Annotated in this window: 20 protein-coding genes; 8 read left to right on the plus strand and 12 right to left on the minus strand. The window is 66.1% G+C overall.

Going from position 1 to position 22,592, the window contains the following annotated elements:
* The 6 genes from gpmI (at window position 1) to ACMV8A_RS05350 (ending at window position 5,853) form a co-directional block, all read left to right on the plus strand.
* Complete coding sequence (gpmI, locus tag ACMV8A_RS05325; RefSeq protein WP_495324713.1) at window positions 1-1,572, plus strand: 2,3-bisphosphoglycerate-independent phosphoglycerate mutase; 1,572 nt, start codon at window positions 1-3, stop codon at window positions 1,570-1,572.
* Window positions 1,569-2,759: a murein hydrolase activator EnvC family protein gene (locus ACMV8A_RS05330; RefSeq protein WP_495324714.1), complete on the plus strand. Its 1,191-nt coding sequence runs from the start codon at window positions 1,569-1,571 to the stop codon at window positions 2,757-2,759. Before gpmI ends, ACMV8A_RS05330 begins: the two co-directional genes overlap by 4 nt.
* Before the next feature lie 102 nt (window positions 2,760-2,861).
* The gene (locus ACMV8A_RS05335) at window positions 2,862-4,172 is read left to right on the plus strand and encodes a S41 family peptidase (protein WP_495324715.1); all 1,311 of its coding nucleotides are present in this window, start codon (window positions 2,862-2,864) and stop codon (window positions 4,170-4,172) included.
* Window position 4,173: 1 nt separating this feature from the next.
* Complete coding sequence (locus tag ACMV8A_RS05340; RefSeq protein WP_495324716.1) at window positions 4,174-4,968, plus strand: divergent polysaccharide deacetylase family protein; 795 nt, start codon at window positions 4,174-4,176, stop codon at window positions 4,966-4,968.
* Window positions 4,914-5,465, plus strand: coding sequence for a DJ-1 family glyoxalase III (locus tag ACMV8A_RS05345; RefSeq protein ID WP_495324717.1), 552 nt, complete (start codon window positions 4,914-4,916; stop codon window positions 5,463-5,465). The genes ACMV8A_RS05340 and ACMV8A_RS05345 overlap by 55 nt, the downstream gene beginning before the upstream one ends.
* Before the next feature lie 70 nt (window positions 5,466-5,535).
* Window positions 5,536-5,853, plus strand: a complete 318-nt coding sequence (locus tag ACMV8A_RS05350; protein ID WP_495324718.1) for a c-type cytochrome — start codon at window positions 5,536-5,538, stop codon at window positions 5,851-5,853.
* Window positions 5,854-5,908: 55 nt separating this feature from the next.
* On the opposite strand, the gene ACMV8A_RS05355 is transcribed toward ACMV8A_RS05350, so the two are convergent.
* The 11 genes from ACMV8A_RS05355 to ACMV8A_RS05405 form a co-directional block, all read right to left on the minus strand.
* The gene (locus ACMV8A_RS05355; protein WP_495324719.1) at window positions 5,909-6,469 is read right to left on the minus strand and encodes a DUF3299 domain-containing protein; all 561 of its coding nucleotides are present in this window, start codon (window positions 6,467-6,469) and stop codon (window positions 5,909-5,911) included.
* A 2-nt stretch (window positions 6,470-6,471) separates the two neighbouring features.
* Window positions 6,472-7,728 (minus strand): ABC transporter permease, encoded by a 1,257-nt coding sequence (locus ACMV8A_RS05360; RefSeq protein WP_495324720.1) that lies wholly within the window; start codon window positions 7,726-7,728, stop codon window positions 6,472-6,474.
* A gap of 3 nt (window positions 7,729-7,731) precedes the next feature.
* Window positions 7,732-8,430, minus strand: a complete 699-nt coding sequence (locus ACMV8A_RS05365) for an ABC transporter ATP-binding protein (RefSeq protein WP_495324721.1) — start codon at window positions 8,428-8,430, stop codon at window positions 7,732-7,734.
* A gap of 34 nt (window positions 8,431-8,464) precedes the next feature.
* Window positions 8,465-9,046: a DUF2796 domain-containing protein gene (locus ACMV8A_RS05370; protein WP_495324722.1), complete on the minus strand. Its 582-nt coding sequence runs from the start codon at window positions 9,044-9,046 to the stop codon at window positions 8,465-8,467.
* A gap of 62 nt (window positions 9,047-9,108) precedes the next feature.
* Window positions 9,109-10,140, minus strand: a complete 1,032-nt coding sequence (locus ACMV8A_RS05375) for a hypothetical protein (RefSeq protein ID WP_495324723.1) — start codon at window positions 10,138-10,140, stop codon at window positions 9,109-9,111.
* 198 nt (window positions 10,141-10,338) lie between these two features.
* Window positions 10,339-12,975, minus strand: coding sequence for a cation-translocating P-type ATPase (locus ACMV8A_RS05380; RefSeq protein WP_495324725.1), 2,637 nt, complete (start codon window positions 12,973-12,975; stop codon window positions 10,339-10,341).
* A gap of 57 nt (window positions 12,976-13,032) precedes the next feature.
* A complete protein-coding gene (mutM, locus tag ACMV8A_RS05385) occupies window positions 13,033-13,848 on the minus strand; it encodes a bifunctional DNA-formamidopyrimidine glycosylase/DNA-(apurinic or apyrimidinic site) lyase (RefSeq protein WP_495324726.1) in 816 nt (271 codons plus the stop codon).
* Window positions 13,849-13,873: 25 nt separating this feature from the next.
* Entirely contained in the window at window positions 13,874-14,725 is an 852-nt protein-coding gene (locus ACMV8A_RS05390) for a hypothetical protein (RefSeq protein WP_495324727.1), read from the minus strand.
* 23 nt (window positions 14,726-14,748) lie between these two features.
* Complete coding sequence (locus ACMV8A_RS05395; RefSeq protein ID WP_495324728.1) at window positions 14,749-16,134, minus strand: GldG family protein; 1,386 nt, start codon at window positions 16,132-16,134, stop codon at window positions 14,749-14,751.
* A 9-nt stretch (window positions 16,135-16,143) separates the two neighbouring features.
* Entirely contained in the window at window positions 16,144-16,905 is a 762-nt protein-coding gene (locus ACMV8A_RS05400; protein ID WP_495324730.1) for an ABC transporter permease subunit, read from the minus strand.
* The gene (locus tag ACMV8A_RS05405; RefSeq protein ID WP_495324731.1) at window positions 16,902-17,840 is read right to left on the minus strand and encodes an ABC transporter ATP-binding protein; all 939 of its coding nucleotides are present in this window, start codon (window positions 17,838-17,840) and stop codon (window positions 16,902-16,904) included. Before ACMV8A_RS05405 ends, ACMV8A_RS05400 begins: the two co-directional genes overlap by 4 nt.
* A 145-nt stretch (window positions 17,841-17,985) precedes the next feature.
* Here ACMV8A_RS05405 and ACMV8A_RS05410 point away from each other — a divergent pair, with 145 nt between their 5' ends.
* Together ACMV8A_RS05410 and ACMV8A_RS05415 are read left to right on the plus strand one after the other, a co-directional pair.
* A complete protein-coding gene (locus tag ACMV8A_RS05410) occupies window positions 17,986-19,068 on the plus strand; it encodes a GGDEF domain-containing protein (protein ID WP_495324733.1) in 1,083 nt (360 codons plus the stop codon).
* A gap of 80 nt (window positions 19,069-19,148) precedes the next feature.
* A complete protein-coding gene (locus ACMV8A_RS05415; RefSeq protein ID WP_495324734.1) occupies window positions 19,149-21,113 on the plus strand; it encodes a hydantoinase/oxoprolinase family protein in 1,965 nt (654 codons plus the stop codon).
* A gap of 185 nt (window positions 21,114-21,298) precedes the next feature.
* Here the strand turns inward: ACMV8A_RS05415 and ACMV8A_RS05420 are convergent, their stop codons facing one another.
* The gene (locus ACMV8A_RS05420; protein WP_495324736.1) at window positions 21,299-22,537 is read right to left on the minus strand and encodes an EAL and HDOD domain-containing protein; all 1,239 of its coding nucleotides are present in this window, start codon (window positions 22,535-22,537) and stop codon (window positions 21,299-21,301) included.
* Between the last annotated feature and the right edge of the window lie 55 nt (window positions 22,538-22,592).

Genomic DNA, 22,592 nt, shown 5'->3' on the forward strand with positions numbered 1-22,592 from the left:
ATGTCAGCGAACCACAGACCCCGTCCGCTTCTGCTTATCGTGCTCGACGGCTGGGGCTATTCGGAAAATCCCCATCACAATGCCGTGCGCGCGGCCCGTACCCCGGTCTGGGATCGCTTGTGGAGTGAGTACCCGCATACATTCGTGCGCACCTCTGGCGCGGAAGTGGGACTGCCCGCCGGGCAAATGGGCAATTCCGAGGTGGGCCACCTGAACCTGGGCGCTGGCCGCGTGGTGTACCAGGAGTTCACCCGCGTCAGCCGCGCCATCAAGACCGGCTCTTTCTACACCAACCAGACCCTCACCGATGCGGTGGACCTGGCGGTGGGCAACGGCAAGGCGGTACACATCCTCGGTCTGTTGTCCCCCGGCGGCGTGCACAGTCACGAGGAACACATCCACGCCATGGTCGAGCTGGCCATCCAGCGCGGGGCGAAAAAGGTGTACGTACATGCCTTTCTCGATGGCCGCGACACCCCGCCGAAAAGCGCGGAAAGCTCCCTGCGCCTGATGCAGGACAAGATCGACCAGCTCGGCGGCGGCCGCATCGCTTCCATCATCGGCCGCTTCTACGCCATGGACCGCGACCACCGCTGGCCGCGCATCCAGGCCGCCTACGACCTGATCACCGGTTGCGCCGCCGAGTACCAGGCGCCGGACGCCATCACGGCGCTGCACATGGCCTACGCGCGCGGCGAGACCGACGAATTCGTCAAGGGCACCTGGATCGTCCCGGCCGGCGAGAAGCCGGTGAGCTTCGAGGACGGCGATGTGCTCATTTCCATGAACTACCGCTCCGATCGCGCGCGCCAGATCACCCGCCCGTTCATCGAGCCCGATTTCGATGCCTTCGAGCGCCGCTGCAAGCCCAAGCTGGGCATGTTCGTCAGCCTCACCGAATACAGCGCCGATTTCGATATTCCGGTGGCCTTCCCGCCGGAACGCTTGCGCAATGTGTTCGGCGAATACATCTCCCGCCTCGGCCTGCATCAGCTGCGCATCGCCGAAACGGAGAAGTATGCCCACGTCACCTTCTTCTTCAACGGCGGGCGCGAAGAGCCGTTCGAGTTCGAGGATCGCATCCTTGTCCCCTCGCCCCATGTGCCCACCTACGATCAGAAGCCGGACATGAGCGCTGGCGAAGTCACCGACCACCTGGTGGCGGCGGTGGGCAGCGGCAAGTACGACGTCATCATATGCAACTACGCCAACCCCGACATGGTGGGTCACACCGGCAACTTCGAGGCCACGGTCAAGGCCATCGAGGCGCTGGATGCCTGCCTTGGCCGCCTGGTGGCGGCGGTGGAGCAGGCGGGTGGCGAAATGCTGATCACCGCCGACCACGGCAACGCCGAGCAGATGGTGGGCGAGGATACCGGGCAACCCCATACCGCCCACACCTCCAACCCGGTGCCGCTGGTGTATTTCGGTCCGCGGCAGATCAATCTCAGCCCCGGCATTCTGTCGGACATCGCACCCACCATGCTGGGCCTGATGGAGCTGGAAGTGCCGCGTGAAATGACCGGCCACAATCTGGCCGCCGGCCCCGTGGAGGACGCGGCACAGCCGTGAGCGGGCGCAGCAGAACGGCCGCCGGGCTAGCCGCCCTGCTCCTGCTGTTGCCGGTGCTGTCCTTGGCATCCGGCACCATCCAGCGCAATACCCCGCCCGCCGAACGCAGCGCTACCCGTCAGGCCAAGGAAACGGAGCTGCTGCAACTGCGTGAGCGTATCGCTGCCCTGCGTGGCGACCTCCACAAGGTGCGCAGCCGTTACGACAGCTTGCGCGAAGAACTGCGTGCGGTGGAGCAGGCGGTGGCGCGCATCAGCCAGGAGCTGCGCGACCTGGACGACCGCCTGGCCGAGCAGTCGCGCCGGCTCGGTGCGCTGCAAAAACGCCGCAGTGAGCTGGAGGGCTCCATCGCCCAGCAGCGGCGCTATCTGGAGCAGCAGATCCGCGCCGCCTACGCCATGGGGCGGCAGGAATACCTCAAGATCCTGCTCAATCAGGAAGACCCGGCCACCCTCGGCCGCGCCCTCACCTACTACGACTATCTCAATCGCGCCCGCTCCGAGCGCATCACCTCCTTGCTGGCCACCGTGCAGCAGCTGGAGGGGGTGCGGCGCGAGATCGAGGCGGAAAACACCCGGCTGGCGCAGTTGCGCGAGCAGCAGCGCCTGCGCAAGGTGGAGCAGGAAAAGAACCAGGCGGCGCGCAGCGAACTGCTGGCCCAGCTGGAAGAGGAACTGAGCAGCAAGGATCGGCGTCTGAAGGGTTTGCTGGCGGACGAGAAGGAGCTGGAGGGATTGATCCTGGCTCTGGCCCAGGCACTGGAAGACATCCCGGCTGAACCGGGCAACCACAAGCCCTTCGCCCAGATGCGCGGCAAGCTGCCCTGGCCGGCGCGCGGCCGCATCGTCGAGCGCTTCGGCAGCGAGCGCCTCGGCAGCCTGCGCTGGCAGGGGGTGGTGATCGGCGCCAAGGAAGGCTTGCCGGTGCGTGCCGTCTCGCACGGCCGCGTCGCCTATGCCGATTGGCTGCGCGGTTATGGCTATCTGCTGATCATCGATCACGGCGACGGCTTCATGAGTTTGTATGGACACAATCAGACCCTGCACAAGGAGGTGGGCGACTGGGTGAGCGCGGGCGAGACCATTGCCAGCATCGGCTCCAGCGGCGGCAATGAACGCAGCGGTGTGTATTTCGAGATCCGCCGCAACGGTAAGCCGCAAGACCCCACCCGCTGGTGTCGGAGCTAGCGGCCACATGAATGGTCATTCTGAGGTAATATCGGCACAACCATGCGCGGCCGGGAACTGTCTCGCCGGCAACCGAACACAGGGGCAACCCGGAGTCACCCAATGAAACAAGCCACCCGTTCTCTTCTGGTCCTTGCCACCGGCCTGGTGCTGGGCGTATCGCTCTCGCTCGGCGGCAGCGTGCTGGCGGACCGCGCCAACAATCAGGCGGCGCCGCTGCCGCTGGACGAGCTGCGCAACTTCTCCGAGGTGTTCGGCAAGATCAAGGCCGACTACGTCGAAGCGGCCGATGACAAGACCCTGCTGGAAAGCGCCATTCGCGGCATGCTCTCCGGCCTCGACCCCCACTCCGCCTACCTCAACCAGGAAGAGTTCAAGGAGTTGCAGGTGGGGACCAGCGGTGAGTTCGGTGGCCTCGGCATCGAGGTCGGTCTGGAGGATGGCTTCGTCAAGGTGGTCTCGCCCATCGACGACACGCCGGCCCAGGCCGCCGGCGTCAAGGCTGGCGATTTGATCATCCGGCTCGACGATACCCCGGTGAAGGGCATGAGCCTGAACGATGCGGTGAAGATGATGCGCGGCAAGCCCGGCACCAAGATCACCCTCACCATCATGCGCGAAGGCGAGCAGAAGCCGCTCAAGTTCGTCATCACCCGCGATGTGATCCGTGTCAAGAGCGTCAAATTCCGTGCCCTAGAGCCGGGCTACGGCTACCTGCGCATCACCAGTTTCCAGAACCAGACCGGGGAGCAGGTGCTGAAGGCGGTGTCCGACATGAAAAAGGAACACGGCGGCGAATTGAAGGGCCTGGTGCTCGACCTACGCAACAACCCCGGCGGCGTGCTCGGTGCCGCCGTGTCCGTGTCTGATGCCTTCCTGGAGAAGGGCCTCATCGTCTACACCGAAGGCCGCGCCAAGGACGCCGAGCTGCGCTACACCGCCACGCCGGGTGATGCGCTGAAGGGTGCCCCCATCGTGGTGCTGGTCAACGGCGGTTCCGCCTCGGCCTCGGAGATCGTGGCCGGCGCGTTGCAGGACCACAAGCGCGCCATCATCATGGGCAACCGCACCTTCGGCAAGGGTTCGGTGCAGACCATCTTCCCGATGAGCAACAACAGCGCCATCAAGCTCACCACCGCGCGCTACTACACGCCGGGCGGCCGTTCCATCCAGGCCGACGGCATCGAGCCGGACATTGCGCTGCGCGCCGTCAAACTGGTGGATGCCGAAGATGGTGAGGTCGAGCGCCTGAAGGAGGCCGACCTGTCGCGCCATCTGACCAACGGCAGCAGCAAGAAGCCGGTGGGCAAGGAAGACGCCAAGGTAGACGATGCGGTGAGCAAGGATTACGCCCTCAACGAGGCGCTCAACCTGCTCAAGGGCCTGAACATCCTGCAGTCACGCAACCAGTAACATGCGCCGCACGCTGATGGCGTTGTTGCTGGCCTGTGCCTCCGCCGCAGTACAGGCCCAGCCGCTGATCAGCATCATCATCGATGACATCGGCGATCGTTACGATTACGGCCGCCGTGCGCTGGAACTGCCGGGCGCGCTCACCTACTCCATCCTGCCGCATACCCCCTATGCCCGTCACTTCGCGCTCCTGGCCCACCGCCAGGGCCGTGAGGTGATGCTGCATCTGCCCATGCAGGCGGAGACCGGCAATCGCCTCGGGCCCGGCGGTGTCACTCTGGAGATGAGCGAGGAGGCGTTCCGCCGCACGGTGCGCGACAATCTCGCGGCGGTGCCCCATGTGCGCGGCATCAACAACCACATGGGCAGCCTGCTCACCCGTCATCCCGGCCACATGGACTGGCTGATGAGCGAGATGAATGCGCAGGGCGGACTATTCTTTGTGGACAGTGTGACCACCGTGCGCACGGTAGCGGCACACGTGGCGCTGGAGCATGGCCTGCCGACCACGCGGCGCGATGTCTTTCTCGACGCCGCCACGGACACCGACAGCATCCGCCGCCAGTTCGCCCGCCTGCTTGCGGTGGCGCAGCAACAGGGCAGCGCCCTGGCCATCGGTCACCCCTATCCGAGCACCCTGCAGGTGCTGAACGAGGTGCTGCCCCAGCTCGATGCGTTGGGCGTACGCCTGGTGCCGGTATCGCATTTGATCAACGCAAGACAGGAGAGGAATCCCCAACTATGGCGCGCGTCCTTGTCCCCCTCGCCCCCGGCTGCGAAGAGCTTGAAGCCGTAACCATCATCGATCTGCTGCGCCGTGCCGGAATCGAGGTCGTTTCTGCCGGCCTCGACGCCGGACCTGTCAAGGCCTCGCGCGGCGTGGTGTTGCTGGCCGACACCACGTTGGACGAGGCGCTCAAGCACGACTATGACATGGTGGTCCTGCCCGGCGGCGGCCCCGGCGCCGACCGGCTGGATCACGATCCACGCATCGAGTCCCTGCTGAAGAAGATGGCCGCCAGCGGTAAATACACCGCCGCCATCTGCGCCGCGCCCAAGGTGCTGGGGCGCCTCGGCCTGCTCGCCGGCAAGCGCGCCACCTCCTATCCTGGTTTCGTTGATAAGATGCGGCTGCCCGATGTCACCTACCTCAGCGATGCGGTGGTGCAGGACGGCAAGGTGATCACCTCGCGCGGCCCCGGCACCGCCATGGATTTTGCCCTGCACCTGGTTGCCGTGCTGGCGGGCAGTGCCAAGCGCGATGAGGTCGAGGCTGGATTGGTGCGCGGTTGATCGCGCCGCACGCTTTGCGTTTGGCAGCGCTTTGCGGTGAAATGAAGTTTCCGCTCAGAGGAGGACAATAATGAAAACTGCACTGCGTACGTTTAGCTTCATCTCCGCCCTGTTGCTCGCCGGCCCGGCCCTGGCCGATCAGGCCCTGGCTTTGCAGAATGGGTGCATGGGGTGCCACAAGCCGGAGGGCCCTTTGGTGGGGCCGGACTTCAAACAGATCGCCGCCCGCTACCGCGACAACCCCGATGCAGTGGAAGTGCTCACTGCGAAGGTGAAGGCCGGCAGCCAGCCGGGTGAGCCGCTGAACTGGGGCCAGATCATGATGCCGGCCAGCCCCGGCAATCCGGATGATATCCGCACCGTCATCCGCTGGATGTTGACGCACTAAGTGGCCCTAACCACCGGTAGGGTGGGCCAGGTGTCCGCCGGCCCATCCTGGCGGGTTAATCGTAGGGCTCGACCTTCAGCGCCTCGATGGTGTAACCCGCCTGCGCCATCGGCGTGCTGCGCGCCACGGCGCGCAGCTTGCCGGTGACCCACACCGTATCGAACAGCCCCCGCACTTCCCCGCCGCCGGGGATGGTGACGTATACCGTCTGGTTGGCTGGCGGCGGCGGCGCATGCACGCAGGCGCCGTAATACGGCACCAGGATGAAGGACTCCACCTTACGCCCATCGCCTTCCAGCGGCACCACGAAGCCCGGCAGCTTCACCAGCAAACCGTCCAGCGCCTTGATCACCGGCGCCTTGTCCCACTCCTGACGGATGCTCGCCATGGCCGCCGCCACGCGCGGGTCTTCGTCGTCCATCTCCTCCAGTCCCAGTCCGGCAAAGGCGGCTTCGGGTTGCCAGTCATCGGGTACCAGTTCGTACCACTCCAGCTGAAATGCGTGGCTGAGGTCGACGGCTGGCGTCGTCATCGTCGACGCTGGCGCCGGTTCGTCGCTGCATGCGCCGAGCAGCAGTGCCATGCACAGCAAGGCGATTAACGAAATCTGTTTCATGATCAAATGCGTACCGTCAGGCCGTCGGCCAGTGAATAGCGATAGGCGCGCCAGGCCGGAATGGCCCCCACCAAGGCGCCTGCGCCGGTGATGATAGCCAGCAAAACCCATTCGCGCAGCGCCAGCGGCGTGATGGCAAGATACAGCCCCCATTGCGCCTCGATGAGCGGGCGGCCCAGCCACAGCGCCGCATAGAGCAGCACCACGCCCAGCGCCGCGCCCAGCACGACCAGCAACAGGGCCTCGCTGATCAGCAGCGACGACACCTGCCAGGGACGTGCGCCGACCGCGCGCAGGATCGCCATTTCGCGTCGGCGCTCGTTGAGGCCGGAGAGGATGGCGGTGAGCATGCCCAGCAGACCCACGCCCACCACGCAGGCGGAGATGGCGAGCAGGGTGCGCTCCGCCACCCCCATCAGGTCCCACAGTTCCTGCAAGGCCACGCCGGGGATCACCGCGCTGAGCGGTTCACGCGGGTAGTCGTTGATCTCGCGCTGCAGGCGGAACACGGCGAGACGCGACTCCAGGCCGAGCAGCACGGCAGTGATGGTCTTCGGCGTCAGGTCCATGGCGCGCACGGTATCGGCCGACAACGCCTGGCGCGGCGCCGCGCCCCCTTCCCAGCCCACGTGCACCGCCTCGATGCCGGCGAGGCTGACGTGCACAGTACGATCCACCGGCGTGCCGGTCTTGCGCAGGATACCGACCACGCGAAACGGCAACGTGTCATGTTGCGCAAAGCTGACGCTGCCGGTGCCATGACTGATGACGATGGACTGCTCCAGCGCATAGCCCAACTGCTGTGCCACATCGAAACCGAGCACGGCGTCGAACAGATCGTCGAAGGGGCGGCCCGCGGTGAATTCGAGCGTGCGGCCACGCCCGTAGCGATAATGGGTGAAGTAGTCCGCCGTGGTGCCGAGCACGCGATAGCCGCGATGCGCATCGCCCAGCACCAGCGGTACGCTCCAGGCCACCGCCGGGTGACGCGCGATGTCCTGATAGCTGTCCCAGCGCATGGCGTTGGTGGGATTGCCGATGCGGAATACCGAGTACAGCAACAGTTGCACCGGACCGCTGCGCGCGCCCACCACCAGATCGGTACCGGAGAGGGTGTGGGCAAAGCTATTGCGCGCCTCCACGCGCAGGCGTTCCACGCCGAGCAGCAGCGCCGTGCTGAGGGCGATGGCGCACAGCGTCAGCAGCGCCGTGTAGCGGCGGTTCCACAGGCTGCGCAGGGTGAGGCTGAACACGGCCATGGTTTAGCTCGCCCCCGCCCGGTTGATTTCCAACAGGCACAGCGCGCGGTGAAACAGCGGCTCCAGCGCGCGATCATGGCTGACGAACACCAGTGTGCTGTCCTGCGCCGCACATTCGCCCAGCAGCAGCTCGACGAAGGCAGCGCGATGATCGGCATCCAGTGCCGAGGTGGGTTCATCGGCGATGATCAGTTCCGGCGCACCCAGCAACGCCCGTGCTGCAGCCACGCGTTGCTGCTGGCCCACGCTCAATTCGGTGACGGTGCGCTGCGGCAGGTCGCCGCCGAGACCGAGGTGGGCGAGCAGGCGCAGCGCCTCTGTTCGCGGCGCGCCGCGTGCGGCCACGCGTTGCGCCCGCGCGCTGGAAAAGCGGCAGGGCAGCAAGACGTTGTCCAGCACCGACAGATAGGGTATGAGGTTGAACATCTGGAAGATGTAGCCGATGTGATCGGCGCGGAAGGCATCACGTTGCACACCGCGCAAGGTGTGCAAGGCATGGCCCAGCACCTCGACAGTGCCGCGTTGCGGCACGCTCACGCCGCTGAGCAACGCCAGCAGTGTGCTCTTGCCGGCGCCGGAGGGGCCACGCAGAAACAAGCGCTCGCCGCGCGCCACCGTGAACTGCGCCATGTCCAGCACCAGCGGCCCCTGCGGGCGCCAGCGGAACTGTACGTCGGTGAGCTGGATGGCGGGTGCGCTCATGCGGTGGCCATTGCAGGAGGATTGTGCGCGGCTGTCATTGCCGCAGCCTCAGGTGCGGCGCCGCCGCGGTCACCTCGCCCGCACGCGCGCCGTCCGGCAGCACCGCCTGCCAGCGCAGCGTGCCGAGCGACTTGTAGTGCGCAAACAACTTCAGCTCGATCCGATCCAGCGCCTGCGGCTGACGGCAGGTGTAGCGGTAGACGGCGTGATACTCGGCGTGCACATGGGCGTCGTGTCCCTCGCTGCCGTGGGTGTGTGCATGGTCGTGATTATGCGTATGGCCGATGGCCTCCATCTGCTCGCCATCCACCTCCGCAGCCACCAGCTTGCAGCCGGCCGCTGCCGGCAGGACGAATTGCCGCTCGGCCTTGGTCAGCTCGGCCGCCACGCGCCGCACCGCCATGCGCTCCTTCACCGTCGCCGGCAGGTGTTCGAAGCCGACGATGTCGCCCGCCGGCACCAGCAGTTCCAGCATCAGTGCGTTGCCGTCCAGCACGACATTGAACTGGCCGACGCCGTGTTCATGCGGGCCGAGGGAGAGGCGCTGTGTTTCCGCCTGTGCCATCGTGGCGGTGAAGGCCAGCGCAAGAAAAACAAATCGTAAATACCGTGTCATGTGCCATCGTCCTGCAGGAAACGAACATCCGCTATGGACGCATGAGGCCCACCAAGGTTCCCTCATGCTCCTGCCTCGCCCAGGCAGGCCGCAACTGCGTCGCTGCTCAGGCTGTCATAGGCCGCGCGGTTGAAGGTGACGATGGCGCCGGCCATCTCCGACCAGGTGAAGCCGGAACTCCACGGCGGCGGCGCCACCTGGCCCTGCGGCCGGCGCGGAAACAGCCAGGCGTGGCCGGGGCGGTAGAGCAGGCTGTAGGGCGTGGCGCTGCGGTGCAGGGCGGCGATCGCCTGCCAGGCGGGGTCGCGCTCACGGAAGGCGTGGCACGGCGCCGGATAGGGAACGTCGCCGCCGTTATGATGCCAGCGCGCGTCCTCCACCGGCAGCGGTGCGCCGCCCACGTAAAGCTGAAAGTGCAGATGATTGACCGAGGCGAAGGCGCCGTAGCTGTTGTAGCCCAGGCCGGCGCCGGGCAGCGTCGCGCCCAACTGCTCCACCACCTGCCAGGCGTAGTCGTGATACTGCCGCTGCAAGTATTGCGGCAGGCACTGATCGCGCTCCGGCACCAGCAGGGTGTGCAGCTCGGCGAAGGGATACTTGTTGTAATACAGGTCGACGTCGCGCCCGCCCAGCTCGCCGCGCCAGAACACCTCGTGCTGCATGAACGGCTTGTTGAAGTGAAACGCCCGCTCCTCGAACGGTGCGCTGATCCCCTGCGGCGGCTGCTGGCTGATGCGCTTGGGGCGGAACGAGCGCAGATGGTTGAACTGCAAGTCCCACGGCCCCTCCCTGCGCGTCTCGGTGGCTTGCAAGGCCTCGAAGTCGATGGCGGCGATCTTGAGGAACACCAGCAGATCCTCTTCCACCTCGCTCAAGGGCAGGCCCGCGGCCAGCGCCTCGCGGAAGCGCGCCAGCAGCGTCGCATACTGCCCGCGCAGCTCCGGGCCCAGCGCCGCCAGCACCGGCGGGTCGAAGGTGGCGTTGGCCGCCACCAGGATGAAGGCGCCGAGCGACTGCTGCGCCAGCAAAGGCCGCAGGCCGATGATGAAGGCATCGCGCCATTGCGCGGGGGAGTGGAAGGGATTGGAGGTCATGGCGCGCCATGATACCCGACGGGCATGCCGCCGAACGAGTCCTGGGGAAGGTCTGAATAAGTCCATCCTGGACTTCTCAGCCCACGCGAATCGAAACATGTGATGTTCGATTCGCTTCATGTTCCAACGACTTATGGCCGTTGGAACATGGCGGCACATCTCTGTGCCGCGGAAGCTCTGAACTTATTCAGAGCTTACTTAGGCGAACAACCGTTGCAGCAGCTTGCGCGCCTCGTCCAGCAACAGGATCGAGGAGGCCACGGCGGCGGCGAGCAGCCAGTGCTCCCAGGCGAGGTCGGTGGTGCGGAACACCTGTTGCAGCGGCGCCCAGTGTACCACCAGGATTTGCATCAACAGCACGCCGGCCAGGGCCAGCCACAGCTTGCCGTTGCGGAAGAAATTGCCGTTGAAGGCGCTGCCGTATTCGGCGCGGGCGTTGAACACGTTGAACAGCTGGAACAGCACGAAGGTGGTGAAGCCCAGAGTGAGGGCGTAGCTGACGGCGTGGTGCTGAATGGACCAGTACAGCACGCCGAGGGTGCCGACGGTCATGGTGAGGCCGTAGGCGAGCAGGCGGCCGAAGCGGCGCACGGTGAGGATGCGCGCATCGCGCGGGCGCGGCGTTTCCTGCATCAGGCCGCGGCGTGCCGGTTCCAGGCCGAGGGTCATGGCCGGCGGGCCGTCCATGATGATGTTGATGAGCAGGATCTGGAGCGGTGTGAACGGCATCGGCAGCCCGGCCAGCGGCGCGCTGAACACGGTGAGGATGGCGCCGATGTTGGTGGAGAGTTGGAAGCGCACGAACTTGACGATATTGTCGTAGATGGTGCGTCCTTCCTTCACCGCGCCGACCAGGGTGGCGAAATTGTCGTCGGTGAGCACCATGTCGGCGGCTTCTTTGGTCACTTCGGTGCCGGTGCGGCCCATGGCGACGCCGATGTCGGCGTTTTTGATCGCCGGCGCGTCATTGACGCCATCGCCGGTCATGGCCACCACCTCGCCCCCTCCCTGCAATGCGCGCACGATCTGCACCTTGTGTTCCGGCGCCACGCGCGCAAACACGGAGGCGCGGCGGATGGCTGTCACCAGCGCCTCGCCCTGCAACTGATCCAGTTCTGCGCCGGTGATCACCTCACCGCGGAGACCTAGCTCGCGCGCCACGGCGCGGGCAGTGACGCGGTGATCGCCGGTGATCATCTTCACGTCTATGCCGGCGGAGGTACACAGCGTGATTGCCTCGCGTGCCTCGGGCCGTGGCGGATCGATGATGCCGATGAGGCCGACGAAGGTGAGGTCGCGGATGTATTGCTTCAAATCGTTGCCGGCGTTGAAGCGCGCCGCCGGTAGGCGGCCCCTGGCCACGGCGAGGACACGCATTGCTTCTGCGGCCAGCGCCTCGTTCTCTGTCGCCAGCGCCGCACGCTCCGCAGTCGCCAGCGCCGCGTCGCCGTCCGCCGTCAGCGTACGGCTGCAATAGTCCAGCAGCACGTCTGGCGCACCCTTGACCCAGATGTCGACCTGATCGCCCTCCAGATGGAAGGTGGCCATGAACTTGTGTGCCGAGTCGAAGGGCAGCTCGGCCAGGCGCGGGTAGCGCCGTGCCAGTCGCTCGACGTCGAGGCCCTGCGCGCTGGCCAGGGTGATCAGCGCGCCCTCGGTGGGATCGCCAATGACGCGGCCGTGATCCAGGCGGCTGTCGTTGCACAGCACTGCCGGCAGCAGCAGCTCATCGAGACGGTCGGCGTAATCATCTTTATCCAGCGCGATGCGGCGGCCACGGAAATACACCGCGCGGGCGCGCATCTGATTGAGGGTGAGGGTGCCGGTCTTGTCGGAACAGATCACCGTGGTACAGCCCAGCGTCTCCACGGCGGCGAGGCGTTTGACGATGGCGCGCTTCTTCGCCATGCGGTGCATGCCCACCGCCAGCGTCACCGTCACCACCGCCGGCAGACCCTCGGGAATGGCGGCCACCGCCAGGGCGATGGCGGTGAGGATGCTTTGCACCAGCGGCTGCTCGCGCAGCAGGCCGAGGATGAAGATCAGCAGCACCACGCTGCCGGCGATGAGGGCCAGGCGCTTGCCGACGTGATCGAGCTGCACCTGCAGTGGTGTCGGCTGCTCCTCTGCCGCCTCCATCAGCCCGGTGAGGCGGCCCATCTCCGTCTGCATGCCGGTGGCGGTGACCAGCAGCTCGATGCGGCCGCGTGTCATCACGGTGTTCATGTAGGCCATGTTGTCGCGTTCGGCCAGCGGCACGTCGGCGTGGGTCAGCGCCGCGCTGGACTTGCCCACCGGCAGCGACTCGCCGGTGAGCGCAGCCTCGCCCACCTCCGCATTGTGTGCCTGCACCACGCGGCCATCGGCGGGGACGCGATCGCCGGCCTCCAGCAGGACGAGGTCGCCGGGTACCAGTGCCTCGGCCGCGATCTCCATCACGTGGCCGTCGCGGCGCACGCGCGCCTGGCGCGACAGCATCTGGCGCAGCGCAGCGAGGGTCTGTTCGGCGCGGTATTCCTGATAGAAACCGAGCAGGGCATTGAGCAGCAGCACCACGAGGATCACCGCCGCATCCAGCAGTTCGCCGATGGCGGCGGCGAGCAGTGCGGCGCCGAACAGCACGACGATGAGCAGATTGCGGAACTGTGCCAGGAACAGGGCGACGGGTCCCGGCTTGGGCTTCTCGGCCAGGCGGTTGGGGCCGTGCTGTGCCAGCCGCGCCGCCGCCGCCCCGGCGGAGAGTCCGTGCATGGCGTCGCTGCCGAGCTGTGCTACCGCCTGCTCGGGGGTGAGCTGGTGCCAGACGACAGGTTCGCTGTGGCGGGGCTCGTTCATGCGGAAGTCACGCGGTTATGGTGTTGCACACGGTTTCGTGCCGCGTTGGCGCAAGGCTCAGCGCTGGCAGCGCGGGCAGTAATAGGTGGAGCGCTGGCCCTGGCGCGTTTGCTTGATGGTAGCACCGCAGGCGGTGCAGGGCGCGCCGGCGCGGCCGTAGACGCGCAGTTCCTGCGCGAAATAGCCCGGCTTGCCGTCGCTGCCGGTGAAATCGCGCAGCGTGGTGCCTCCCTGCTGGATGGCCTCGCGCAACACCGCGCGGATGGCGCTGACCAGGCGCGCGCAGCGCTCGCGCGACAGCGAGCCGGCGGCGCGTGAGGGGTGGATGCCGGCGCGGAACAGTGCCTCGCTGGCGTAGATGTTACCGACGCCGACGACCGTCTTGCTGTCCATGATGAAAAGTTTGATCGCCGTCTTGCGTTTGCGTGAGGCGCGATACAGATAGTCGGCGTCGAACTCCGCCTCCAACGGTTCGGGGCCGAGGTCGCGCAGCAGCTCGTGCTGCGCCGGGTCGTCCTTCGTCCACAGCACGGCGCCAAAACGGCGCGGGTCGGTCAGGCGCAGCGCCTGGCCGCCAGCGAGCACCAGGTCGAAGTGATCGTGCTTGCCTGCGGGTGTGGCGGCATCTACCAGACGCAGGCTGCCGGACATGCCCAGGTGCAGGATCAGCGTGCCATGCTCGAAGCGCAGCAGCAGATACTTGGCACGCCGTTCCACGGCCTGCACCACACGGCCGTGCAGCTTGCCGGCCAGGCCGCGAGGCACCGGCCAGCGCAACTGCGGGTGACGCACGACGACGGCGGCGACGGTGTGACCGGCGAGGTGCGGCGCGATGCCGCGGCGGGTGGTTTCGACTTCCGGAAGTTCGGGCATGGCTGCAACGGCGCGACCGCAGTGCCTAGTGATCGGCAGCCGGACTCGCCAGCTCCAGCAGCTCCTGGGCCTGGCTGGCGACGAGATGATAGGCCAGGCCAAGGTCGGGCCGCACCAACACCAGGTCCGGCTCGCGTGCGGCGATGATGAAACGCACGGGCTGTTCCTGGCCACTCAGATGCAGGTGGACCTCGTCGCCGTGCACCGCGTCCTTGTGCTCCTGCACCTCCAGCGCCTGTACGTTGAGCCAACGCTGCGCCAGCGCGGTGGCGGCGTCGGCGGACCACTGGTTTGGTTTCGGCTCCGGCAGCCAACTGCCCTCCTGGTTCACCAGGGTGAGCTGCGGCAGGTCGATGCGTTCCAGTGCCGTGCCCTCGTCCAGCAGACGCAGGCTGAGATAGCCGGTCCAGTGGCCGATGAGCTGGTAGTAGCGCAGATCGGGGATCAGGTGCAGGGTGTCGCCGACACGCACGTAGCGGCGGTTGTCCAGCGGCGTGCTGCCGCCGAAATCGATGAGCGTGTCATCGAGCCACAGCCGTGCCTTGGGCTCGGCCAGGCCGTAGGCGGCGAGATCAAGGCCGGCGATCGCCTGCTGGCTGAGGCTTTCGATGGTGGCGATGTTGGCGATGGTGTCGGCGCGGATGCTGTTGGCCGGTGCCGTGACGGGCGCGCTCAGTCGCCAGCGAGCCTCGCTGCGCACCATCTCCACGGTATCGTTCGGTCGCTCGATGCGGATGCGCTGCACCGTCGTGGGGTCCAGCGCGGTGATTTTCACCGGCGCCGGCGCTGCGTCCTTGCCCGGCTCCAGCCAGGCCAGCAGGCCGAGGCCCGCCACGGCCAGTAACAACACCAGATTGACCAGATTGCGTTTGTTCACGTCGAGACCCCAATGAAACGGGTTTAGCGTTTGCGGCGCTTGAGCCAGATCACCACACCGGCAACGACCAGGCCGCCGGGGATGATGATCAGGAAACTGAAACCGATGAGGCCGGAGAGCAGCGGCGTCAGTTCCAGGCGCGTGTCGGTCGCCGCCTTGGGCGGGATGTGCATCAGCGTGTCGTCGTGGCTGAGCCAGTTGATCAGGCGTTCGCCCAGCTCCAGGTTGGCGCCGTTGCCGAGATAGCTGTTGGCGAGGAAGTCGCCGTCGCCGATCACCACCACGCGTTGCTGCGGCGCGTCGTGTTCATCCGCGGCCGCATCGCCCTCGCCCGGCCGCGGCCGTTCCAGGGCGATGCCGACGTTGAGCGGACCCGGCACGTCGGCGCCGGCGTCGTAACGGATCGAGCCCTGCAAGGGGCCGGTCTCCGCCCAGCTGCGCGGCACGGTTTGCAGCAGCGGAGTGGCCTGCCACGGCTCATCCACCAGCGTGGCATCGAGGGCGGTGGCATAGGGGAATAGGGTGACGCTGGCCAGGCCCCGGGTGACCGCATGGGGCGGATAGTCCACCACCACCGAGAAGGCGGCGTTGTCGATGCCGAGCAGTTGGGTGGTGGGATCGACCACGGTGCCGGGATGGAACGACAAGCCCAGTTGTGCCGCCAGTGGATCAAGCTGGCGACGGCCGTCCGGCTCCGCCAGCCACAGCAGGTTGCCGCCCTGCTCCACGTAGTTCTGGATCAGGCGCACCTCGCCGGGGAACAGGTCCACCTGCGGGCTGGCGATGACCAGTAGCGCGGCATCGGCCGGAATGTCCGGCGTCGCCGTCAGATTGAGCCGCGTGATCAAGAAGCCCTTGTTGCGCAACTGCTCGCCGAAGGCGCCGTAGTCGTGATTGGCGCCACCGTCGGGATTGCGTTCGCCATGTCCCTCCAGGAACACCACCTTGCGCTCGCCGGCGCGCGCGAGCTTGTGCAGGGTGTTGGTGAGGGCCTGTTCGTTGATCTGCTGCACGTGCAGCTTGCGGCCCTGGTATTCGACGACCATCTCGCCGTCGAAGCTGATGCCCTCGGCGCGTACCCGTTCCGGCTCCATGTCCGGGTCGACGAAGCGCAGGTTGAGGTCGGCCTTGTGGCGCTGATAACGGCCGACCAGATCGCTGATCTGGCGTCGCGTTGCCACCAGCTCACTCTGGCGCGCAAAGGCCGTGATCTGGAGCGGGTCCTTCAGCTCCGCCAGCAGGGCGACACTGGCCGGCGCCAGCGTATGGCGGCCGGCGGCGGTCCAGTCGGCCTGGAAATGGTAGCGCGTGCTGAGCCAGGCGACGAGGCCCATGCCGGCGAGAAACAGCACGGCGAAGGTGGCGCCTTGCAGGCGCAGGATGCGGCGGTTCTTTTTGTTCGCTTCCATGGGGATGACTCAGTGTTGCAGCCGGTCGGCGTCGAGGCGCCGCACGGAGAAGACCAGAAATACGGCGATGAACAGCAGGTAGTACACCAGGTCGCTGCTGTCGAAGATGCCGCGCAGCAGCGCCTCGTAGTGCTGTTGCAGTGACAGCCAGGCAAACAGGCCGCGCGAGCCGGAATCGTCCACTGCGTTGCCGGCCAGGTTGATTACCCACAGCAGCAGCAGCGCGCCGAAGCTGGCCACCGCCGCCACCGTCGGTTGCGCGGTGAGGGTAGAGATGTACAGGCCCAGCGCGGCGAAGGCGGCCAGCATCAGGAACAGGCCGAGCAGGGCGCTGGCGAACTGGCCCAGGTCCAGGCTGCCGGCGAGCAGTAGCGACAGCGGCATCAGTGCGATGAGGCCGAGCATGATGGAAAGAAAGGCCATCACGCCGAGATACTTGCCGAGGATGATCTCGGTCATCGACACCGGCGCGGAGAACAGCAGCGGCAGCGTGCGCGCGCGGCGCTCGTCGCTCACCAGGCGCATGGTGATCAGCGGCACCACCAGCAGCATGACGATGCCGGCGCTGCCGAACAGCGGCGCGACGATCACCTCGGCGAGGCCGGGCGGCGCCTGCATCAGTGCGATCTGTGGTTGCAGGCGCACGTACTGATCGAGCTGCGACAGGAACAGCCAGGCGAGGATGAACTGCACCACGGCGAGGATGCTCCAGGCCAACGGCGAGAGAAACAGGGTGCGCAATTCGCGCGCGGCGATATGTCCGATCATCATGCCGCCTCCTCCATGGGTTCGTTGCGCGTCAAGTGCACGAAGATGTCCTCCAGCGAGGCGTGCTCCGGCGTCAGTTCCAGTAGCCCCCAGCCATGATGCACCGCGGCGGCGGCCACCGCCTCGGCCGGGTTCACCTCCGGCGCATGGTGCAGGCGGAAGCGGCCCTCCTCCAGCGGCTCCACTTCCTGCACGCCCTCAATGGCCTGCAGCTGGTCCACGTCGGGCGGGAAGCGCAGCGCGACGCGCAGCGCGGCGTTCTGCATGCGCCGGCTCAGGCCGTCGATGGTGTCGGTGAGCACCAGTTCGCCCTTGTTGATGATCTGCACGCGGTCACAGGTGGCCTGTACCTCGGGCAGGATGTGGGTGGAGAGGATCACGCTGTGTTCCGCCGACAGCTCACGGATCAGGGCGCGGATCTCGCGGATCTGGATCGGGTCGAGGCCCACGGTGGGTTCGTCGAGAATCACCACCGCCGGGGAGTGAATGATGGCCTGGGCGATGCCGACGCGCTGCTGGTAGCCCTTGGACAGATTGCCGATCAGGCGGCGGCCCACGTCGGCCAGGCCGCAGCGTTCGCGTGCGCTGCCCACTGCCGCGCGCACGCGCGGGCCGGGAATGCGGTTGAGGCGCGCGCAATAGGTGAGGTATTCGTCCACCGTCAGCTCGCGGTACAGCGGCGGCTGTTCCGGCAGGTAGCCCAGCGCCGCCTTGGCGCGCAGCGGTTCGTCGAGCAGGTCGATGCCGTTGATCAGCACGCGGCCCTCGCTGGGGGCGAGGTTGCCGGTGATCATCTGCATGGTGGTGGACTTGCCGGCGCCGTTGGGGCCGAGGAAGCCGAGCACCTCGCCGCGCCGGACCTGGAAGCTGAGGTCGTGCACGGCGCGGTGGGTGCCGTAGTAACGGGTCAGGTGCTGAACATCGATCAGGGTATCCATATCCATGGTTTCTTGGTCGGTTATTGCTTTATCGCAGAATTAGTTTATCATTCCGCGCGGTTATTCGGTCCAGCCAAACACAGGCGGCTGCATTTTGCTGCCAAAGACACTATAAACGGGCCGTAAGTTCACACCACAATACGCCATGAAACAAGAAACCGTAGCCACCACGGAGGGGACCGGGGTCATTTGTGCGCGCTATGGCTTTGATGCCGCGGCGCGCGCGCATCGGCTGGCGCTGTTGGAACTGGGCGAGGCCGACCACGTCTGGGCAAAGCGCCTGCAGCAGGAGGTGATCGCGCCGCAGGTCGACGCGTTGGTGGAGCGGTTCTACGCTTTCCAGCAGCAGTTCCCCGAGATCATGCAGGCCATCGGCAACCGCGACAACCTGGTGCATCTGAAAGATACCCAGCGTCGTTATCTGCTCAGCCTGGGAGCCGACTTTACCAGCGAGACTTACTTCGGTGAGCGTCTGCGCGTCGGTGAGATACATGCCCAACGCAATATTGCCCTCTCCCTGTATCAGGCATCCTACCGTCATCTGCAACAGCTGTTGATCGATGCCATCCCCGCCGCCATTGCGCCCGGCGGTGCCGATCACCTGGCCTTGTGCCGCTTCATCAGCAAGATCACGGCCTTCGATATGACCCTGGCCATCGAAACCTATCATTCCGTGCGCGTGTCGACCCTGCGTGAAGCCGTGGACAACCTGCAACACGAACACTGGCGCCTGCATGAAAAGGTGGGGCGTGACGCCCTCACCGGCCTGGCCAATCGCGAGGCGGTGCTGAATGAACTGGATGCAGCGCTGGCGACGGTGGGCGAACGCAACACCAATCTGTGCCTGATCATGGCCGACGTGGATCATTTCAAGCACATCAACGACACCTACGGCCATCTCGCCGGCGACAAGGTGTTGCAATGCATCGCTGCGAAGTTGCAGCAGTTGTTGCGCGAGTTCGACATCGTCGGCCGTTTCGGCGGCGAAGAGTTCATCATCATGCTGGAAGACACGCCGCTGCCCATCGCCCGCAAGGTGGCCGAGCGTCTGCGCAGTGGCGTGGAACACGAGCTGGTGCAGTGTGATGAGCAGAATATCCGCCTCACCATCAGCCTGGGGCTGACCCAGGCGGCGGCACGCGATGATGTGCGCGGCCTGATCCGCCGCGCCGACGATGCGCTGTACCAGGCCAAGGAAGAAGGCCGCAATCGGGTGGTCGTGATCTGAGCGCGACTCTCCGCGGGCGCAAAAACGGCGTCGGCGCCGTACAATAGGCCGCGTTGTCACTGTACGGACCTCTCCTCACCATGCTGTTCCTCGGCGTCGATACCGGCGGCACCTTTACCGACTTCGTGCTCTACGACGACGGCGCGCTGCGCATCCACAAGGTGCTATCCACCCCGGACGCGCCGGAGCGCGCCATCCTGCAGGGGATCCATGAACTGGGCTTGCTGGGTCGTCTGCACGAACTGCATCTGGTGCACGGCTCCACGGTCGCCACCAACGCCGCCCTGGAGGGCAAGGGCGTGCGCACCGTCTACATCGGCAACCGCGGCCTCAAGGATCTGCTCACCCTCGGCCGTCAGGCACGTGCCGAGCTGTACAACCTGCAACCCGCCCCGCTGCCGCCGCCGGTGCCGGCCGAACTGTGCGTGGAGACCGGTGGCCGCCTGGCGGCGGACGGCAGCGTGGTCGAAGACCTCACCGACGATGACCTCGCCGCCCTGCGCCGCACCCTTGAGCGGCTGGCGCCGCGCGCCGTGGCCATCAACCTGCTCTACTCCTGGCGCGACGACCGCTTCGAGCGCGCCATCGAGCAGGTGCTGACACAGGATTTGTTCATCTCCCGTTCCTCCGCCGTGCTGCCGGAGATCCGCGAATACGAGCGCGGCATCGCCACCTGGCTCAATGCCTGGGTGGGGCCGCTGGTGGAAGGCTATCTGCATCGGTTGAAGAGCGCCTTGCCGCAGGCACAGGTGGCGGTGATGCAAAGCTCCGGCGAGACGGTGGACGCAGCGCAGGCCGGCCGCCAGGCGGTGCGCATGCTGTTGTCGGGGCCGGCCGGCGGCCTGGTGGGGGCGCGCTTCGTGGCCGCGCAGGCCGAGCGCGGGCAACTGCTCACCTTCGACATGGGCGGCACCTCCACCGATGTGGCGCTCATCGATGGCGAATTGCGCCTCACCAACGAGGGGCGCATCGGTCCCTGGCCGGTGGCGGTGGCGCAGGTGGACATGCACACCATCGGCGCCGGCGGCGGTTCGCTGGCCTGGATCGACGGCGGCGGCCTGTTGCAGGTGGGGCCGCAGTCGGCCGGCGCCGACCCGGGCCCGGCGTGTTATGGCCGCGGCGGCACCCAGGCGACGGTGACCGATGCCAATCTGGTGCTGGGGCGGCTGTTGCCACAGGCCTTTCTTGGCGGCGGCATGCGCCTCGATACGCAGGCGGCACAGGCGGCGCTGTCGCGGCTGGGTGAGGCGTTGGGCCTCTGCGCCGAAGAGGCCGCCGCCGGTATCGTGCGCCTGGCCGACGAACACATGGTGCGGGCATTGCGCGTGATGTCGGTGCAGCGCGGCGTCGATCCGCGCATGCTGACCCTCGTGTCCTTCGGCGGCGCCGGCGGCCTGCACGTCTGTGCCCTGGCCGAGAGCCTGGGCATGCGCCAGGCCCTGGTTCCGGTGCATGCCGGTGTGCTGTCGGCGCTGGGCATGCTCGCCGCACCGCGCGGCCGCCAGCTGTCGCGCACCGTCACCGGCCTGCTGTCGGACATGGATGCCGGTGCGCTGGAGCAGCACTACACCGAACTGGCGCGCGATGGTGAACAGGCGCTGGTGGCGGAGGGGGTGGCGGCAGAAACCCTGCAGGCGCAGCGCAGCCTGGATCTGCGCTACCGGGGCCAGTCCTACACGCTGAATATTCCGTGGCGCGACGGCGCCGACGCCATCGAGGCCTTTCACCTGGCCCACCAGGCGCGTTTCGGCCATCGCCTCGCCCTGCCGGTGGAACTGGTGAATGTGCGGCTGGTTCTCACGGCCCCGGCATTGGCGCTGCGTTTGCAGGCGACACCCCATATGGCGGCAGAGGCCGTGGGCCGCAGCGCGCTCTACGGCATCGGCGAGGAGGCCACGGTGTGGCAGCGGGAGACCTTGGCGGCCGGACAGGTCATCGACGGGCCGGCATTGATCACCGAGCGGGTGTCCACCACCTATCTGGCGCCGGGCTGGCGTTGCCGGGTGGACGCGGTGGGCAATCTGGTGCTGGATTATCGCGGTTAAGGAAGCTCTGAATAAGTTCAGAGCTTCCGCGGCACAGGGATGTGCCGCCATGTTCCGACGACGATAAGTCGTTGGAAAATGAAGCGAATCGAAAATCACACTTTTCGATTCGCGTGGGCTGAGAAGTCCAGGATGGACTTATTCAGACCTTCCTTAAGGAAGCGCTGAATCAGTTCAGACCCTTCTTAACCAGCACGCGCATCGCCCAGGCTGGTGGCGTCCTTGCTCATCACCGTAGTGAGGCTGTCGCCAGCCCAGCGCACCGCATCGAGATAGGCCTGGCGGTAGGTTATGCTATCGAGGCTGTTGCATAATCGATCCCAGGCACCCCACTCGTACAGCAGCACCTGTTCGAGCACGTGGCCCAGATGGCCATCGCGCGTGCGCAGCGCCGCCTTGACCTCCTCCACCAGCGGCAACTGATCCAGCACCTCCTCCATCGACTGATCCATCAACGCATCCATGGCCGAGAGCAGGCCGACGGTGAAGAAGCGATCCAGGCCGTCGTGACGGTGTGCGGCGCCGAGCAGTTCGCACATGCGCGCGCGCACCAGGGCGGTCACCATCAGTTCACGCGGCTTGTCATCGAGGCGGGTGAACAGGATCAGGGTGATCCAGTTCTTGATGGTGTTGGCACCGATGATCACCAGCGCGCGGCGCAGTGACTCTACCTTGCGGCGAATGGCAACACACGGTGAGTTGACGTAGCGCAGCAGACGGTAGGTGAGCGCTGCATCCTGGGCCACCAGCTTTTCGAGCTTGTTGATGTCGGTTTCGGGGCGCTGCAATTCCGACAACAGGTTCATCAGCACCAGGCGATTGACCGGGCGGCTGCGGCCGCGCACCACATTGGGTTTGCAGAAAAAGTAACCCTGGAAGTAATCGAAGCCGAGTTGTTTGCAGCGTTCGAAATCTTCATGGCTTTCCACCTTCTCTGCCAGAAGACGCACCTTGCGTTGTTTCAGGTGTGTCACCCGTTCGCTCAATATAGCGGAATCGACACCGAGCACATCGAACTTGATGATGTGGGCGAGATCCAGCAGCGGCTCCAGTTCGGGGCGGTAGATGAAATCATCCAGCGCAATGATGTAACCGTTCTGCGCCAGCCGGCGCAGCGCATCGATCACAGCGGCATCGGGTTCGATGTCTTCCAATATCTCGAGCACCACGCGCTTGTGGGAAAACGGCAAGGGCTTGTCGCCGACGAGAAAACTGCGGCTGAGATTGATGAAGGCCGGATAGCGGCCGGAGATATTCTCCAGCCCCAGTTCCAGAAAGGCATTGAGGATCACCTCACCGGTGGCCTGGTCGCCATCGAGGAATTGCGCCTGGTTGTGCAGGCTGCTGCGGTACAGCAACTCGTAGCCGATGACTTCGAGTTTGCGGTTATAGATTGGCTGACGTCCGACGAAAATTTCTTCCATGTCTCTGACCGTCCATGCTGCCTTGCCTGGTCATGCGGCGCCGCCGCACAGCGGC

It is taken from the genome of Sulfurivermis sp., from assembly GCF_059410345.1.